Here is a 16,203-nt window from a genome sequence, read left to right as displayed (position 1 = left end):
TCTTTGCTTCCAAGATTCTGTTATAAAAAGATTAGTAGATTAAAGGAAAATAGCCCTAGTATACCTCCGAGGAATATCAAGCTCGGCTGAATTAGCTGGCTTGGCTGCTTTTCCAGAATAGCCTGCTATACACTCGAAAAAATGAGGAAGAGATGAATACAATCTGCCGCTCCTGTGGAAAACAACTGAAATTGAGCACAAAAATGCTTGAGAGCATACATAAGCTGAGCCCAGAGAAGACCATCCGCATAAAATGTCCGGGATGTTCTGAGGTCATCGAGCTTGATCGTTCCATGTTGTCGCCCGCTCCAAAAGCATCAGCAGCACAGACACCTGCGGCACAAACGCCGACAGCGAAGCGGCCGGCAGCGAAGGCAAATACCGACGCATCCGGTAAACCGGGAGCTGCTGGTAATGCATTCATCAGGCCGCCTGCTCCGCCTGACATATCCTGGCTTGAAGAGGGCGTGTTTGATGAAGAACAGGTTATAGAAGATGTACCCCTTGCCATGATTCTCATGGAAGATTGCGAAAGCAGGGACACAATAATCGAAAGCATAGAGGGAATCGGGTATAAAACCGAAATTGTAAAAAATGTCCAGGATGCCATGGAGAAAATGCAGTTTGTCGAGTATTCCGCTGTTGTCCTGCATTCCCGTTATGAAGGAAACGGACTGGAATCCTCGGCTTTCCATAAATACATGTGTGATATGTCCATGGCGAGACGGCGCTTTATCTTTTATACCCTTGTGGGTAGAGAGTTTAAAACTCTTTATAATCTTCAGGCACTGGCGTATTCAGCGAACCTGGTTGTAAATGAGAACGAAATACCGTATTTTAATGTCATTATACGAAAGGCCATCCCGGAGTATGAGGAGCTTTTCGGCCCGATCACGGAGGAACTTCGTATGCAGGGCAAATAACTAGAAGTGAGCAACTCCCGGAGAACTGTTTCCGGGTTCATGGAAATTTTTCCAGGCATATCCTGATTATCCCGCTGTACCTGTCGAGCTTTCCTTATCCGTAGAATGATAGTCCGGTCTTCAAGTCGTCATAGAATTTGTAAGATGCGCTGTCACTCTCTTATACACCAACGTAAATCTCATGATAATAAATCTAATTACCACCACCCGTTTGAAGATCAAAAATGCCGTTATGCAGGGGAAGCGCAAATCACTTAGCTTTCTACCTGGAAAGTTCCGCAACGGTACTGCTGGAGAAAACCCGCTCCCGCCCGAGCAGGCTGAAAAGAAAAATGAAAATTCCCCTCCTCAACAACAGCAGGTCGACAGAGAGGCCCCGCAAAAAGCCAGGCCGGAAAAGAAAAAGAAATGGCAGCTGAGCAGCTTTCAAGTCGATCCTCTTCCCGGTAAGGTCCGGTTTCATGATATCGGACTTCCCCAGCAGGTGATGCGGGCTATCGCTGATCTGGGTTTTCAGTACTGCACCCCGGTACAGGCTGAGTCTTTACCTCATCTGCTTGAGGGCAAAGATCTTGTAGCCAATGCCAATACCGGCACGGGCAAGACGGCGGTGTTTCTCATGGCCATACTGACGCGGCTTCTGGGAGAGAATAAGGAGAAGAAATCCGACAGGGTGAGGACACTCATCCTGGCTCCGACCCGCGAACTCGTTATTCAAATAGCCGCAGAGGCCAAAGAGCTCAGCCGCTATACACATCTGCGGGTGGCAGCCGTCTACGGCGGCACGGAGTATCGCAAGCAGATGGAATTCTGCGAAAAACGCTGTGATATTGTGGTCGCCACCCCGGGCAGGTTGCTGGATTTCTGTCAAAAAGGGGTATTGAATCTGCAAAGCTGCGAAATAGTGGTGATTGATGAGGCCGACCGGATGCTGGATATGGGGTTCATTCCTGATGTGCGCCGCATTATGGGCCAATTGCCGAACAGAGGAACGCGGCAGACCCTGATGTTTTCGGCAACCATAACCGAAGAAGTTAAAAGACTAGCTTCCCAGTGGTGCAAGGATCCGGTCAATGTTGTGGTAGAGTCGGAGCAGGTTGCCGTTGAAAGTGTGGACCAGAAGGTTTATCTGGTGACTGCTTCGGAAAAGTACAAAATTCTCTATAATCTCATCAAGGGGAACGGAGGCGGGCGAATTGTGGTATTTGCCAACCAGAAAGCGGAGGCGAGAAAGCTCTATGAGAGATTGCGTCGCAATGAAATCAATTGCACTTTGCTCACTGGAGATGTACCTCAAACAAAAAGGACAGACCGCCTCGAACGTTTCCGGGCCGGTGGTATAGAGGTTCTGGTGGCTACCGATGTGGCCGGCAGGGGGCTTCATGTGGAGGGGATAACTCATGTCGTCAACTATAGCCTGCCATATGAGCCGGAGGACTATGTCCATAGAATAGGCCGAACCGGTCGAGCCGGCGCCGCCGGGGTTTCCGTCAGCTTTGCCTGCGAGGAGGGCAGCTTTATCCTGCCGGATATCGAAGAATTCATGGGAAAAAAGCTGGAATGCTTTTCGCCCGAAGAGCACCTGTTGATAGAACCGCCTAAAGGTGTGCCCTATAGTGGGCCAAAGGCGCCCAACAGCGGCAGTAAAAATTACAAGGCAAAGTCAAAAGGCCGGAGCTACCATGGCAAGCGGCAGCCGAAAAGGAACGCCTGAGGACGCCTGAAGGCCCATCTGATTTTCTGTAGAAAAATATCAGAATTTTTGCGGTCACGAGGACTTGTCCCCGACTTTTGCGGGATGGTCGATTGGAATCCCGGCATCTTCGATGATTTTCCTCTTCTTTGATTGATCGTAGAAATCAAAAAAAAACATAGATAAAACAAGGTCGAGGCCTTGCCAATACATGCTTGTGTAATACAATGTACACTTGAGTTGAAAGCAAATAGCAGGATTTCGAGGATGTGGCACAAGTGCAGGCGGAAGCGCAAATATCCTTGACCTGCAGATCGGCTTTTTCGAGTGGATTTAAATAGAACAAACCGCGAAGCCAGGCATGGATGCATGTCTGCATCCTCATATTTGCCGCAGTTCCACATCATTTTTTTTTCCTCAAAGTCCAGGTTGGTTGCTGGTCTGTGAAGAAAAGCTTGTAAATGCGTTGAAAATTTGCTATATGTTTCTAGCTTATAGTTTATGAAATTGCACTGACAGCGGTCTCATTTCATTAACCACCCGAAAAACTCGGGAAAAGACAAACCTTAACCTATTTGGGCTTTGGTCCAAAAAGAGCGAAATCCATGACAGAAGAATTAAACCAATTATCCCAGGAATCAGGCGGAGAAGAGTTAAGTTTTGCAGAACTCTTCGAAATGGAAGAAAACAATAAAGTAGTTGCCGTCGGCGATGTCGCCACAGGCACCATAATCGGATCCGTTGAGGATTACTTTCTTGTTGATGTCGGTGATAAGGCTGAGAGCTATATCGCTAAATCGGAATTCCGTCTGGAAGAAGATGCAGCCATTGGTATTGGCGACACCTTTGAAGTCTTTGTTGAGCGACGCAAAGAAGAAGGTGGACTTCTTTTATCCCGGGAAAAGGCGATAGCCATAAAGGTCTGGGAAGAAATTGCTAAAATCCAGGAAGATGACGGCACCATCGAAGGCAGAATTGAAAGTCGAGTCAAGGGCGGAATGTCTGTCGATATTGGTGTTCCGGCATTCCTGCCTTATTCTCAGATCGACCTGCGTCCGGTCAAGGACCTGGATGCATTGATAGGCGATACCTTTGATTTCAAGATCCTCAAGTTTAATCGCAAGCGCAACAACGTGGTAATTTCCCGCAGAGCCATTCTGGAAGAAGCGAGAAATGAGCTGCGCGAACAAATGCGTTCGAAGCTTGAAGAGGGCCAGATCATCAAAGGCGCCATCACCAATATTACCGATTACGGATTGTTTATTGACATGGGCGGCATGGACGGCCTTTGTCATATTACCGATCTCTCCTGGGGCAGGGTCTCGCATCCAGCCAAGCTCTACAAGGTCGGCCAGGAACTCGAAGTCAAGGTACTGAAGTATGATCGTGAGAACGACAGAGTATCGCTGGGTGTCAAGCAGCTTCGTGAAGATCCCTGGGCCACGGTTACAGATAGATATCCGGTGGGCGAGAAAACCATTGGAAAGGTTGTTTCAATAACCGATTACGGCGTCTTTGTTGAGCTCGAAGAGGGCGTTGAAGGACTTATTCATGTCTCGGAAATGACCTGGTCAAAGAAGCCGCGTCATCCATCCAAGATGGTTTCCGTTGGTGACGAGCTTGAGGTTATGGTTCTGAATATTGAGCCGGAAACCAAACGCATCTCTCTTGGTATGAAGCAGCTCCAGCAGAACCCCTGGGATCTGGTTACCGAGAATTATCCCGTCGGCTCCATTATTGAAGGAAAAATCAAGAATATTACTGATTTCGGTATCTTTATTGGTATCGAGGAAGGTATTGATGGTTTGATTCATGTGTCCGATCTGTCCTGGACCGAACGTATTAAGCATCCCTCCGAAAAGTACACCAAGGGCGAGACCATTCAGGCTGTCGTGTTGAAAATCGACAAAGAGAACGAGAGATTCTCCCTCGGCGTCAAGCAACTAGTTCCGGATCCATGGCAGGAGGCCTACAACAACTATCCCTCTGGGACAGTCGTTGAGGGTGAGATCACCAATGTCACCGATTTCGGCGTCTTTGTGAAGCTCGAAGAAGGCATCGAAGGTCTTGTTCATGTATCGGAAATCAGCAAAGATAAGGTCAAAACTCCGGTCGGAATGTATCAGGTCGGCGATACACTGAAGGCAATCGTTATCAATGTTTCCGCCAAAGACAGGAAAATAGGTCTTTCCATCAAGACCCTTGAGGATGAAGGCGAAGAGCAGGCCATCGAAAAACTGAAGAAGAGTGAGGAAAATGCAGCTGCAAAATCACCATCCACCTTTGGTGATCTGCTCAAGGCGGCAGCTGAGGGAAACCAGCCTGAGGAAGAATAGGCGTGTGACAGGCTAGCTTCACTGACAGTCAAAGTTGTTTTACCGGAGTGATCCGGTAAAACAACTTTTTTTTTTATATCACTAACGGCCCTGGAGCCAATGCAGAACGAATAGGTTTTTCAATATGTTAAAAAAAGATCTGATCAATAAGGTAAGTGAGGAGCTGTCTCTGCAGAAGCAGGATGTCAGCGTTGCTCTTGATATAATACTTGATACCATGGGAGAGGCCCTTGCAGAAGACAGGAGGGTGGAACTTCGTGGTTTCGGAAGTTTTTCTACGCGAAAAAGGAAGGCAAGAAGCACCAAAAATCCGAGAACCGGCATTGTCATGGATATCCCGGAGAGAAAAACTCTTCATTTCACCATGAGCAAATCTCTGAAAGAGTCGCTCATCAGTAAAACGGAGTGAGGTTCCCCTTCCCTTCACGCAGAATTTCGGGCTGATCGCCGGTAAGATCGATCACAGATGAAGGGTCGGGGTAAACCGGTCCTCCATCGATGATAATGTCGACATGGTTTCCCATGATCAATTCGATTTCATAAGCCTCGGTCGGAGGAGGATCGTCTTCGTAAGGGATACTGGTATTGACTATAGGATTACCGAGTGTTTCAAGCAACATCAGGCATATCGGAGAATCGGGAACTCTGATGCCGACGGTTTTCTGTTTTGTCGACATTATCCTGGGAACAAGCTTTGTTCCCGGAAGGACGAAAGTATAGGGGCCGGGAAGATTCTTTTTGAGCAAACGATAGGCAGTGTTTGAAACGTGGGCATATTCGCTGATATTTTTTAAGCTGGAGCACATGAAACTAAAAGGTTTGTGCTTCGGCCTTTTTTTTATCTGGATGACCTTCTTGACTGCCTTCTGGTTGAACATGTCACAGCCGATGCCGTATCCGGTATCGGTGGGATAACTGATAACTGCACCTTCCTGCAGCTTTTTCACTATCTGATCGATCAGACGCTGTTGCGGATTATCCGGGTTGATTGAAATAAGCATGGATCCAGTGTGTTTATCCTATTTGGAGTGGAATACTTTCCGGGAATTTTCTTCTGCTGAATGAGAGAAGATTCCATATAATAGAGTTAATTTCAGTGGGAATCCTGACAGTATATGCATATGTTTGCCAAGGACAATAACTTCACACGTTAATACGTAAAAATTTTTGCTGCAACAGTCATAAATATTGTATTGTACAGGCAGAGACAATTTGTAGCGAATCATCCTGATATTTCGTCAACATCAGCGATGTTTCCTTGTTGTCCGCCTTATGTTAAATTTCTGGAAAAGGAGCCGACCATGCTGCCGGAGAATATTGAATTAGCATTGACCTTCGATGATTTACTACTTGTACCCGCCTCTTCGGAAGTCCTGCCCAACTCCGTTTCACTTGCCACCAGGCTTACCGATTCAATTTCGCTCAATGCTCCGCTTGTCAGCGCTGCTATGGATTCGGTTACCGAACATCGCGCAGCCATAGCCATGGCCAGGGAAGGCGGTATCGGTATAATTCATAAGAACATGAGCATTGATCGCCAGGTGCTCGAGGTTGAAAAGGTAAAGAAGTCCGAATCCGGCATGATCATCGATCCCATAACCGTCAATCAGTTCCAGTCGGTGGCCGAGGTTCAGGAAATCATGAGTACCTACAAAATATCGGGTCTTCCTGTCCTGGATAAGGGCAAGCTTGTCGGTATCGTCACTAACCGTGATCTACGCTTCGTCTCCGACAGCGATCTCCGGGTTGCCGATGTGATGACCAGCAAGAATCTGGTTACTGCGAGAGTCGGCATAGATCTTGAGCATTCCAAAGCCCTGCTCCATGAACATAGAATTGAAAAGCTGCTGGTTGTGGACGATGCCGGCAATTTGAAAGGTCTGATAACCATAAAGGATCTGGAGAAAATAAAAAAATATCCCAACGCCGCAAAAGATGGATTCGGCCGACTGATTGTCGGAGCGGCGATTGGTGTTGGCGATGATTTGCTCGAAAATACCGAAAGGCTGCTTAAGGCGGGGGTGGATGTCGTCGTCCTCGACTCGGCCCACGGCCATTCCAGAGGGGTTATCAGTTCCCTTGAAAAGGTGAAGTCGAATTTTCCCGATATTCAGGTGATTGCCGGGAATGTGGCCACAGCCGAAGGAGCTATGGATTTGATAAAAGCCGGGGCAAATGCGGTCAAGGTAGGTGTGGGACCGGGATCAATCTGCACCACCAGGATCGTCGCCGGCGTTGGCGTGCCGCAGATGACGGCATTGCGTAACTGCGTCAGTGTAGGTGAAAAATATGGAATTCCCATTATTGCTGACGGTGGGATCCAGCACTCCGGCGACCTCGCCAAGGCCATAGGGGCGGGAGCACATTCCATTATGATCGGTTCGCTTTTTGCCGGAACAGATGAAACACCCGGGGAAACCTTTCTCTACCAGGGACGCACATATAAGGGATACCGGGGTATGGGCTCTTTAGGGGCCATGGGCGCGGGATCATCCGACAGGTATTTTCAATCGGATGTCACCAGCCAGTCCAAAATGGTACCCGAGGGCATCGAGGGAAGAGTACCGTATCGTGGTCCGCTGGTCAATGTGATGTACCAGCTTCTTGGAGGGCTGCGATCCAGCATGGGATATCTTGGGGCGTCGACCATCGAGGAGTTGAGAAACAAGGCCACCTTTGTGAGGATTTCATCTGCCGGCCTCAGGGAGTCGCATGTTCATGATGTCATCATCACTAAAGAGGCGCCGAATTACAGAACGGCCTGATCTCGAATTCCGGCGTCTGTCCCGGTTCAGAAAATGTGTTGACCGGCAAGTGTTAATTTTAATCAACATTGGATTGTTATGAATATTCATGATGAAATGATTCTCATTCTGGACTTTGGTTCGCAGACGACCCAGCTTATCGCCCGGCGCATCAGAGAACAGAAAGTATATTGCGAAATACATCCTTTCTCCGTAGACATAGAGAAAATTACTGCTCTGAAACCCAAGGGTATTGTGCTCTCCGGCGGTCCCTCATCGGTCTATGACCGGGATGCTCCAGTCTCCGACAGTGCGCTTTTTGAGCTGGGAATTCCGGTCTTAGGCATCTGCTATGGTGCTCAATTGATGGTGCAGCAGCTCGGCGGAGGTGTCGAGAAAGCCAGCAAGAGAGAGTTCGGCAAGGCGGATCTTCAGGTCAAGGTTACAGATGGTTTGTTTGCTGGACTTGAAACCGACTATTTCAAACATCAGGTCTGGATGAGCCACGGCGACAGGGTTGAGAGAATGCCGCCCGGCTTTGCCGCAACGGCAATAAGTGAAAATTCACCTTTTGCCGCTTTCAGACATATGAAAAGGCCGCTTGTCGGGGTACAGTTTCACCCGGAGGTTGCTCATACGCTGATAGGCAACGATGTTCTCAGAAATTTCATATTCGGCATCTGCTCCTGCAGCCCGAAGTGGACCATGCATTCCTTCATAGAGTCCAATGTCGAGGCAATTCGCAGGAAGGTCGGTGACGCCAAGGTTATCTGCGCACTTTCCGGCGGGGTGGACTCTTCCGTTACCGCGGCCATAGTGCATCGGGCCATAGGGGAGCAGCTTACCTGCATATACGTCAATAACGGCCTGATGCGCAGCGGTGAGTCTGAATCAATTCTTCGTTTCTTTCGGGAAAAAAGCAAGCTGAAGGTTATTGATGTCGATGCTGAAGATTTTTTCCTCTCCGAGCTTCAGGGAATCATTGATCCGGAGATAAAACGGAAGCGTATAGGCCTGGGGTTTATAAAAATATTTGAAGACGAGGCCAGCAAACTTGGCGATGTCGATTACCTGGCTCAGGGAACCCTCTATCCTGATGTCATTGAATCTGTATCGTTTCGTGGAGAGGCTCCCATAAAATCACATCACAATGTGGGTGGTCTGCCGGAGGTTATGAAGCTTGATCTGATTGAACCTTTGCGTGAACTTTTCAAAGATGAGGTGCGGGAACTCGGTCTTGAACTGGGTCTTCCGGAAGAGGCAATCTATCGTCAGCCGTTCCCCGGGCCGGGCCTGGGAATCCGTATTATGGGCGAAATCACTTCGGAACGACTGGAGATTCTGCGAAAGGCGGATGTCATTGTTCTGGAGGAGATGAAGAAAAGCGGATATTATCGGAAAGTGTGGCAGTCCTTTGCCGTGCTGCTGCCGATTCAGACTGTGGGTGTGATGGGCGACTTCAGAACCTATGAGAATGTCATTGCCATACGGGCAGTGGATTCCAAGGATGCCATGACAGCCGATTGGTCCAGATTACCCTATGAAATACTGCAGATTATTTCAGGAAGGATTATTAACGAGGTGAGGGGAGTTAACAGGGTAGTTTATGATATCTCTTCCAAGCCGCCGGCAACTATAGAGTGGGAGTAACAGAGAAGGATCGTCCGTGTTGAGGAGTTTAATGCAGTGAGGTAGGTAAATGTTGAAAACCGGAATATATGTCGATGCCGAAAATATCCGTCTCTGCGGAGGATACGGCATGCGCTATGACGTTCTTGTGGAGTTGGCCAATACCGGCAACTCCGTCCTGCTCAGGGCAAATTCCTATCTGGCCGAAGACCGTGCTCGTACTAAAGACGACCATGAGTACAAGCAGAAACTCTACCGTTATCATGATATTCTGCGTCAGTGCGGTTTCAAGGTCATAAAAAAATATGTGAAGCATTTTGTCGACGATGAAGGAATCCTGACAACCAAGGCCAATGCCGATATGGACCTGGCGATCGATGCACTGCTGCAGGCTCGAAACCTGGACCGTATAATTCTGCTGACCGGTGACGGAGATTTCATACGTCTGGTGCTCGCCCTGCAGAATATGGGTTGCAGGGTGGATGTTATCGCCTTTAAGCACGCCAGCACCGATCTGAAAGAGGTGGCCGACAGCTACCTTTCAGGCTTTTTGATTCCCGGCCTGCTCCCCATCCATACATCTTCGGGGCAAAACCGTCAACGAGGTACTGCCGTGAATTATAATCCCGATCGTGGGTTCGGCTTTATGCGTTATTTTACTCTGCAGAAAAACGGGTTGATCCCGGAAACCGTCTTCTTCCACTGCTCCAAATCAGATATTACCAATGATTCGGTCTTTATGGATTCATCTAATATTTTTGAGTTTTCCATAGTTAAAACAGAAACCAATAATAGCAGAACCGAAGCTTGGGAAATTATCTTGTTGGAAGAGTAGTCCTTCTCGGCAACTATGATGACTTTTAAGGAGATCATTCATAGCCTGTTATGTGATTAATGATTCAAACTGTATTTTCAGCGGGAAGGTTTCACAGGAAGCCAGGGAGCTTGGGGGTAAAATACCGTTTACAGGAGGCTCTGTGACAAATTTGCTGGCAGTCGATCTTGGTGGAACAAAGAGCAGAATCGGATTTTGCGATCTTGATACCGATACCGATGCATTCAAAATGCAGGCGGTCTACCGCAATGAGGAATTCTCAGGCATTGAGGAAGTGATTATCTCCTTTCTCCTGGAATATTCGGTCACCATCGATTATCTCTGCCTTGCCGTAGCCGGAGTGATAGAAGGCGACCGCGTTTCGATGACCAATCTTCCCTGGAAGATGAGTGTAAGGCGCCTGCAGGATCAGTTCTCGTTGAAGAAGGTGATGCTGATCAATGATCTGACAGCTTTGGCGGCTGTGGTTCCTCACCTGCGAGACAGGGAAAAGGTCGAATTGAAGGGCGGTTCGGCAATGGCAGATCAGACCATCGGGGTGATTGCACCGGGAACAGGACTGGGACAGGGCTATCTTGTTCCTGTCGGTGACTCCTATGTAATCAGGGGGACGGAAGGTGGCCATGCCGGCTTCACCCCTACGGACAAGGAAGAACTGGACTTCGCTGCCTGGATGATGAGGAATTTATCGTCGGATGTCAGCGCCGAACAGGTATGTGCCGGTCCCGGCATAACCTCATTATACCACTACTATGATGAGATGAGCGATATTACCGCCGTCGATTGGGTACGCCGCAGGGTCAAGACCATGGATGATCTTGCGCCGGTTGTGGTCGAAGGGGCCGTCGCCGAAAAACCTTGTCCTTTGTGCACAATGGTTATCGACCGATATCTTGCCGCCCTCGGCTCGGAGGCTGCCAATCTTGTTTTAAAATTATATGCCCGGGGAGGTCTTTATATAGGGGGTGGTGTCATTCTTCATCTTCTTGGCAAAGTTTCCCTGGAGCCTTTTCTCCAAGCCTTCGTCCGCAAAGAGAAAATGACTTCATTGCTGCAGTCCATTCCGGTGTATATCATAACCAGGAAACATGCGAATCTGTATGGCTGTCTGCACTATGCCAAAAGTAAAATATAGCAATCTTTAATTATTATCTGCAAATTCTCTCAGAATAGTGCAATCTAATTTTCCCGGTATATCGGCAGAACTGTCTGGCCGATTGAACAAGGTAGCCAGGGCATATGTCCGCGTCGCAGGACAATGTGCATTTGTGGAGCTTGGTCAGGGCAACATCAACGATACCTTTCTTGTGGACCGCGGAAAAAACTCTTTCATCATCCAGCGGATAAACGCCAGGGTGTTCAGAGAACCCCGGAAAGTCGCGCAGAACACCGCCGTGGTCTCTTCTCATCTGAATAGTGGTGCTGCCCCGGCAGGTTTTCATTTTCCCCGAATATTGAAGACAAGGCATGGTGAAAACTGGTATGTCGACTGCAATGGAGAGACCTGGAGAGCACAGAGTTATATCGCCGGCAGCAGGGTCTATGAGAGTATCGGTGACGTTGCACTGGCCTCACAGGTGGGGCGGTGCCTCGCCGCGTTTCATCACGGCGTTGAAAACTTGCCGCAAGACAGACTGGAGCAGGTACTGCCGGGTTTCCACAATCTTCCTCTCTATCTGCAAAACTTCGAAACGGCTCTTGCCGGATTTTCACAGAAAATCGGGTCCAGGCTCCATTTCTGTCTTGAGTGTATCGTCCGGTATGGAAAATACGGCAATTTTTTTGAGACAGCCGTAAGTCGGGGAAATATTGCGGCAAAGGTTGTGCATGGCGACCCCAAGGTCTCCAATGTACTCTTTGACATCAGTACAGAGAAGGCAGTTGCCATGATAGATCTGGACACAGTGGGCAGCGGACTGGTTCTTTATGATATCGGCGATTGTCTGCGCTCATGCTGTGGCCCGTCTGAAGAGAGAAATAGTTCTGAAGTTGGCTTAAATACCGCAATGGCGGCTGGCGTTCTTGAGGGATATCTGCAAGAGAGAATGCTCGACCGCTTTGAACTCGAGCATATTTATGATGCTCTCCTGCTGGTATCCTTCGAGCTCGGGGTGCGCTTTGTAACTGATTATCTTATGGGAAACCAATATTTCAAGGTGAATCTTCCCGAGGATAATCTCAACAGGGCCGTGGTGCAGTTCCAACTTGTCGAAAACATCTCCAGTCAACGCAGAGTCATCGAAGGGCTGGTGGCTGGCGCCGAAAAACAATGTCAAAAAAGGTAGAAAAAATGTGTGCATCGCCATTTACGCTCCATTGCCGCTCCTCGGAATGCAGTGCCAGAAGAGGAGAACTGCAAACCCGCCATGGAGTAGTTCAGACCCCGATTTTTATGCCGGTGGGTACCCAGGGAACCGTGAAATCAGTCTCACCGGCAAATCTCAAGGAGATGAATGCCCAGATTATTCTCGGCAACACCTACCATCTTTTTATCCGCCCCGGTCATAAACTGATAGAGAAATTCGGTGGTCTTCATGGATTCATGAACTGGGATAGACCAATTTTAACGGACAGTGGCGGATTTCAGATTTTCAGCCTGCAGCAGCTTGCCAAAATTACCGAGGAAGGCGCGGCCTTTCGTTCACATCTTGACGGTTCTAAACTGTTTCTTGGTCCGGAAGAAGCCATTGCGGTACAGCAGGCGCTGGGCTCTGATGTCATGATGTGTCTTGATACCTGTATCCCTTATCCCGCTGACAGAAAAACAACTGTAAATTCAACAAATCTGACCAGCAGGTGGGCGGCACGATGCCGGTCCGCCCACAGCAGCAGGGAGCAACTTCTTTTCGGCATTGTTCAGGGAGGAGTGTATCCTGAACTACGGGAGCAGTCCGCAGCTGAGCTTATAGACATAGGCTTTGACGGGTATGCCATCGGAGGACTCAGCGTGGGCGAGCCCAAAGAACTCATGCATGGAATGACCGAGGTAACGGTACCGCATCTGCCGCAGGACCGGGCGGTCTATCTGATGGGAGTGGGAACCCCTGAGGATCTTGTCGAAGGTGTCTGGCGGGGTATCGACATGTTTGACTGCGTTATGCCGACGCGGAATGCCCGCAATGGCACATTGTTTACCTCAACAGGAAAGATTGTCATTAAAAATTCGAAATATCGTGAGGATAAAGAACCGTTGGATGGTTCGTGCGACTGCTATACCTGCAAAAACTTTTCAAGAGCCTATCTACGCCATCTCTTTGTGAGTCGGGAAATTCTCAGTTATCATCTCAACACTATCCATAATCTGCATTACTACCTCAATCTCATGGAGCAAATCAGGAAATCCATAGAAATCGACAGTTTTGCCCGATTTCGTGAAGATTTTTATGGCAGGCTTGAGAGCGAATGATTATTCTACTCAACTATTGAAGAAAAAATCGATTTATTCATGTACTATAATGGCATTGGAAAGAAACTCCGTGTCAGTCACAATGTCCCATTGGAGGAAGAGTTATGACAGGTATCGCCTATGCCGCCGCTCCCGGAGCTGGTGGAGCTGGAGGGTTTGCATCATTTTTGCCATTAATTTTAATTTTCGTGGTTTTTTATTTTCTGCTCATCCGACCCCAGCAAAAGCAGGCTAAACAGCATCAGAAGTTTCTAAGCGAGCTCAAAAGCGGAGACAAAGTCGTTACCCGTGGCGGCATTCATGGAACAATCACCGGTTTGACCGATACCGTGATTACCATGGAAATCGCCAAAGACATCCGGGTGAAGGTTTCCCGTGATGCCATAGGCGGAAGCGCTGCAGCGGCGGAAGCTGCCCCTGCGACCAAAAAGAAAGGCGGTTCCTGAGGAATCAGAGGCTGCTGAGTTTTAGCAGACCTGCCGGCAGTTGACTGGAAAAGTGATAAAGCCTCGGGGCTTTATCACTTTTTTTGTTTTAAGACATTGTTATGATGATGGCTTCGCGATAAGCACCCCTTGCGGGCATAAACTCCGACTTCGAAAAATTTCGACATACAGGCACACATCATATGTCCAAAAAAAAATATTACGCGGTTAAGCAGGGTATTTCACCTGGTATCTATAACACCTGGAGTGAGACAGAAGCCCAGGTGAAAGGGTATCCGGGGGCAAAATTTAAAGGATTTGCCACCGAAACCGAGGCCATGAAATGGCTGGAAAGCAGCGACTCGGACAATGACAGCTCTTCCCGAGCCGTAAAGAAGAAACCTCTCGCCGCAGCGCCACACCATGGGAAAGGCGGGATAACCGTGTATACGGACGGAGGTGCGCTCAACAATCCGGGACCCGGCGGTTATGGGGTAATAATCCTTTTTAACGGAAAGGAAAAGGAAATATGCGGCGGCTACAGGCTCACCACCAACAATCGTATGGAACTCATGGCCTGCATCACCGCTTTGCGTGAGCTCGAAGGCAGCCGTGAAAAAATTACCCTCTATTCTGACTCATCCTATGTCGTCAACGGAATCACCAAAGGCTGGGCGAAGAACTGGAGTAGAAAAGGCTGGCGAAAGTCAGATGGAAAGCCTGCAATAAACAGGGACTTATGGGAGGAGCTGCTCGGCCTTACGGAAGATCTCCAGGTAAATTTTCAATGGGTTCGCGGACATGCCGGTAATCAGCTCAACGAACGCTGCGACAGGCTTGCCGTCAGCTGTGCCAGAGGGAGCCAATTGCTGCCGGATGAAGAATACGAGCGTAACGATCTGGTCTGTTGATATGGAACGAGCGGCAACGATACGGCAGCAACTAATCGAACTTCTGCAGCAGGGCGAATGGACCTCTCTCGATCTTTCCGCAGAGTTGTCCATCCAGGAGCGCGAGGTGTTTTCCCATCTCGAGCACGTTAAAAAATCCACCGGCGGCGAGAAAATCATGGTTCGCCCCTATCAGTGCCTGAGCTGCGGCTATATTTTTAAGAAAAGAGACCGCCTCGACCGGCCCGGACGATGTCCAAAATGCAAGGAAAGCCATATTCGCATGGCTGAGTTTTCACTGCGTTAATTGTCATATCCTTTACAATCCACGCAAATATTCCGGCTTAAGTCCCACCCTTCCCTGAAGGGCATTCTCGATCAGTTTGAGAGTTGCCGCCTTGTCATCGGGCAGCCGGGCTTTGATGGGAAGATAATTTGAGGCATGATTAGCATGGAAATACCCTTCGGTGAGGGAGGTATTTTGCAGCATTATCTTTATTTCCTCGAGCATCTCCAATGGTTCCGGCAGAGAAAATAATCCCTGGCGGTGCTCCTGGTATAAAGGAGTGCCCGGTACCAGCATCAGACTGAGGGCGCCGACAAATTCCGGATCAATTGCCGTCAGCACCCTGCCCGTTTCGACGGCATGGATGGAGGATCTCTGTTTTCCGGCGATTCCCAGAAGGACAGTGACGGACAGCTTGATCCCTGCCTTTCTGATTTTTTGTCCCATTTCAATCATGCGTTGGGCATTTGCCCCTTTGTTAATAGCCTGCAGGGTCTGATCATCTCCGGTTTCCAATCCCATATAAGCAATTTTCAGGCCAAGATCGCGCAGCTCGCTCAACTGTTCCACGCTTTTGTTATAGATGCTTTTGGTATTGGCGTAGACACCCACTCTGGTGGTCCAGGGGAGGTGTTTGCGGATGAGCTTGAGAATGGCCGATAGCCGCTTGTGCGAAAGAGAGAGCACATCGCCGTCGCAAAGGAAAAGACGTTTCTGGTTTTTGCAATATTGCGCGGCAAAGAGAATATCCTGGAGGATTTTCTCATCGCTTTTGATTTTGAAGGGCTGCTCTTTGTACATTCTGCAGAATGTACATTTGTTGTGGGAGCAGCCGGTGGTAACCTGAAGAAGGATGCTGGCGGCTTCGCTTGGCGGCCTGAAAATATTTCCTTCGTATTGCATGTATTTGCTCCTGAACATAGAATTGATCTATAAATGTATAAAAGAGTACCATGGAGGTAGTGTTCTGGTAAAATGTTTTTTTACCGGCAAAAGTAGATAACTCATCCTGATTACCTCTAATCCTCAGCTCAAG

At 48.7% G+C, this 16,203-nt stretch carries 15 protein-coding genes; 13 read left to right on the top strand and 2 right to left on the bottom strand.

Annotated features, from left to right (window positions below):
* The first annotated feature begins 152 nt into the window (after positions 1 to 152).
* From JWG88_RS04655 to JWG88_RS04640, 4 genes are all read left to right on the top strand, one after another.
* Positions 153 to 923: a hypothetical protein gene (locus JWG88_RS04655; protein ID WP_205232548.1), complete on the top strand. Its 771-nt coding sequence runs from the start codon at positions 153 to 155 to the stop codon at positions 921 to 923.
* A 181-nt stretch (positions 924 to 1,104) separates the two neighbouring features.
* Entirely contained in the window at positions 1,105 to 2,637 is a 1,533-nt protein-coding gene (locus tag JWG88_RS04650) for a DEAD/DEAH box helicase (protein ID WP_205232547.1), read from the top strand.
* A gap of 584 nt (positions 2,638 to 3,221) precedes the next feature.
* Positions 3,222 to 4,952, top strand: a complete 1,731-nt coding sequence (locus JWG88_RS04645; RefSeq protein WP_205232546.1) for a 30S ribosomal protein S1 — start codon at positions 3,222 to 3,224, stop codon at positions 4,950 to 4,952.
* 124 nt (positions 4,953 to 5,076) lie between these two features.
* The gene (locus JWG88_RS04640; RefSeq protein ID WP_205232545.1) at positions 5,077 to 5,361 is read left to right on the top strand and encodes an HU family DNA-binding protein; all 285 of its coding nucleotides are present in this window, start codon (positions 5,077 to 5,079) and stop codon (positions 5,359 to 5,361) included.
* On the opposite strand, the gene JWG88_RS04635 is transcribed toward JWG88_RS04640, so the two are convergent.
* A complete protein-coding gene (locus JWG88_RS04635; RefSeq protein ID WP_205232544.1) occupies positions 5,345 to 5,953 on the bottom strand; it encodes an L-threonylcarbamoyladenylate synthase in 609 nt (202 codons plus the stop codon). The two genes, JWG88_RS04640 and JWG88_RS04635, sit on opposite strands and share 17 nt — an antisense overlap.
* A 300-nt stretch (positions 5,954 to 6,253) precedes the next feature.
* Here JWG88_RS04635 and guaB point away from each other — a divergent pair, with 300 nt between their 5' ends.
* The 9 genes from guaB to JWG88_RS04590 all read left to right on the top strand — a co-directional run bounded on the left by guaB (position 6,254) and on the right by JWG88_RS04590 (position 15,188).
* Entirely contained in the window at positions 6,254 to 7,717 is a 1,464-nt protein-coding gene (gene guaB, locus JWG88_RS04630; protein WP_306793057.1) for an IMP dehydrogenase, read from the top strand.
* Between the two features lie 78 nt (positions 7,718 to 7,795).
* On the top strand, positions 7,796 to 9,346 hold the full coding sequence (gene guaA, locus JWG88_RS04625; protein ID WP_205232543.1) for a glutamine-hydrolyzing GMP synthase: 1,551 nt from the start codon (positions 7,796 to 7,798) through the stop codon (positions 9,344 to 9,346).
* A 49-nt stretch (positions 9,347 to 9,395) separates the two neighbouring features.
* The gene (locus tag JWG88_RS04620) at positions 9,396 to 10,160 is read left to right on the top strand and encodes a LabA-like NYN domain-containing protein (RefSeq protein ID WP_205232542.1); all 765 of its coding nucleotides are present in this window, start codon (positions 9,396 to 9,398) and stop codon (positions 10,158 to 10,160) included.
* 142 nt (positions 10,161 to 10,302) lie between these two features.
* Positions 10,303 to 11,295 carry a glucokinase gene (locus JWG88_RS04615; RefSeq protein WP_205232541.1) on the top strand — a complete coding sequence of 331 codons (993 nt, stop codon included), beginning with the start codon at positions 10,303 to 10,305 and terminating at the stop codon, positions 11,293 to 11,295.
* A gap of 82 nt (positions 11,296 to 11,377) precedes the next feature.
* A complete protein-coding gene (locus JWG88_RS04610; RefSeq protein ID WP_205232540.1) occupies positions 11,378 to 12,445 on the top strand; it encodes a phosphotransferase enzyme family protein in 1,068 nt (355 codons plus the stop codon).
* A 5-nt stretch (positions 12,446 to 12,450) separates the two neighbouring features.
* Positions 12,451 to 13,566 carry a tRNA guanosine(34) transglycosylase Tgt gene (tgt, locus tag JWG88_RS04605; RefSeq protein WP_205233223.1) on the top strand — a complete coding sequence of 372 codons (1,116 nt, stop codon included), beginning with the start codon at positions 12,451 to 12,453 and terminating at the stop codon, positions 13,564 to 13,566.
* A 104-nt stretch (positions 13,567 to 13,670) separates the two neighbouring features.
* A complete protein-coding gene (gene yajC / locus JWG88_RS04600) occupies positions 13,671 to 14,012 on the top strand; it encodes a preprotein translocase subunit YajC (protein WP_205232539.1) in 342 nt (113 codons plus the stop codon).
* A 182-nt stretch (positions 14,013 to 14,194) separates the two neighbouring features.
* Positions 14,195 to 14,902 (top strand): ribonuclease HI, encoded by a 708-nt coding sequence (gene rnhA, locus JWG88_RS04595; RefSeq protein WP_205232538.1) that lies wholly within the window; start codon positions 14,195 to 14,197, stop codon positions 14,900 to 14,902.
* A complete protein-coding gene (locus JWG88_RS04590) occupies positions 14,868 to 15,188 on the top strand; it encodes a transcriptional regulator (RefSeq protein WP_205232537.1) in 321 nt (106 codons plus the stop codon). Before rnhA ends, JWG88_RS04590 begins: the two co-directional genes overlap by 35 nt.
* A gap of 12 nt (positions 15,189 to 15,200) precedes the next feature.
* Here JWG88_RS04590 and JWG88_RS04585 read toward each other — a convergent pair whose 3' ends face one another.
* Complete coding sequence (locus JWG88_RS04585) at positions 15,201 to 16,070, bottom strand: radical SAM protein (RefSeq protein ID WP_205232536.1); 870 nt, start codon at positions 16,068 to 16,070, stop codon at positions 15,201 to 15,203.
* Positions 16,071 to 16,203 lie beyond the last annotated feature (133 nt).

Origin of the sequence: Desulfopila inferna (assembly GCF_016919005.1) — a bacterium.
In the GTDB taxonomy this organism is placed as follows: Bacteria; Desulfobacterota; Desulfobulbia; order Desulfobulbales; family Desulfocapsaceae; genus Desulfopila_A; species Desulfopila_A inferna.
The sequence above is the reverse complement of the archived record's forward strand: the minus strand, read 5'-3'. Positions and strand labels throughout refer to the sequence as shown.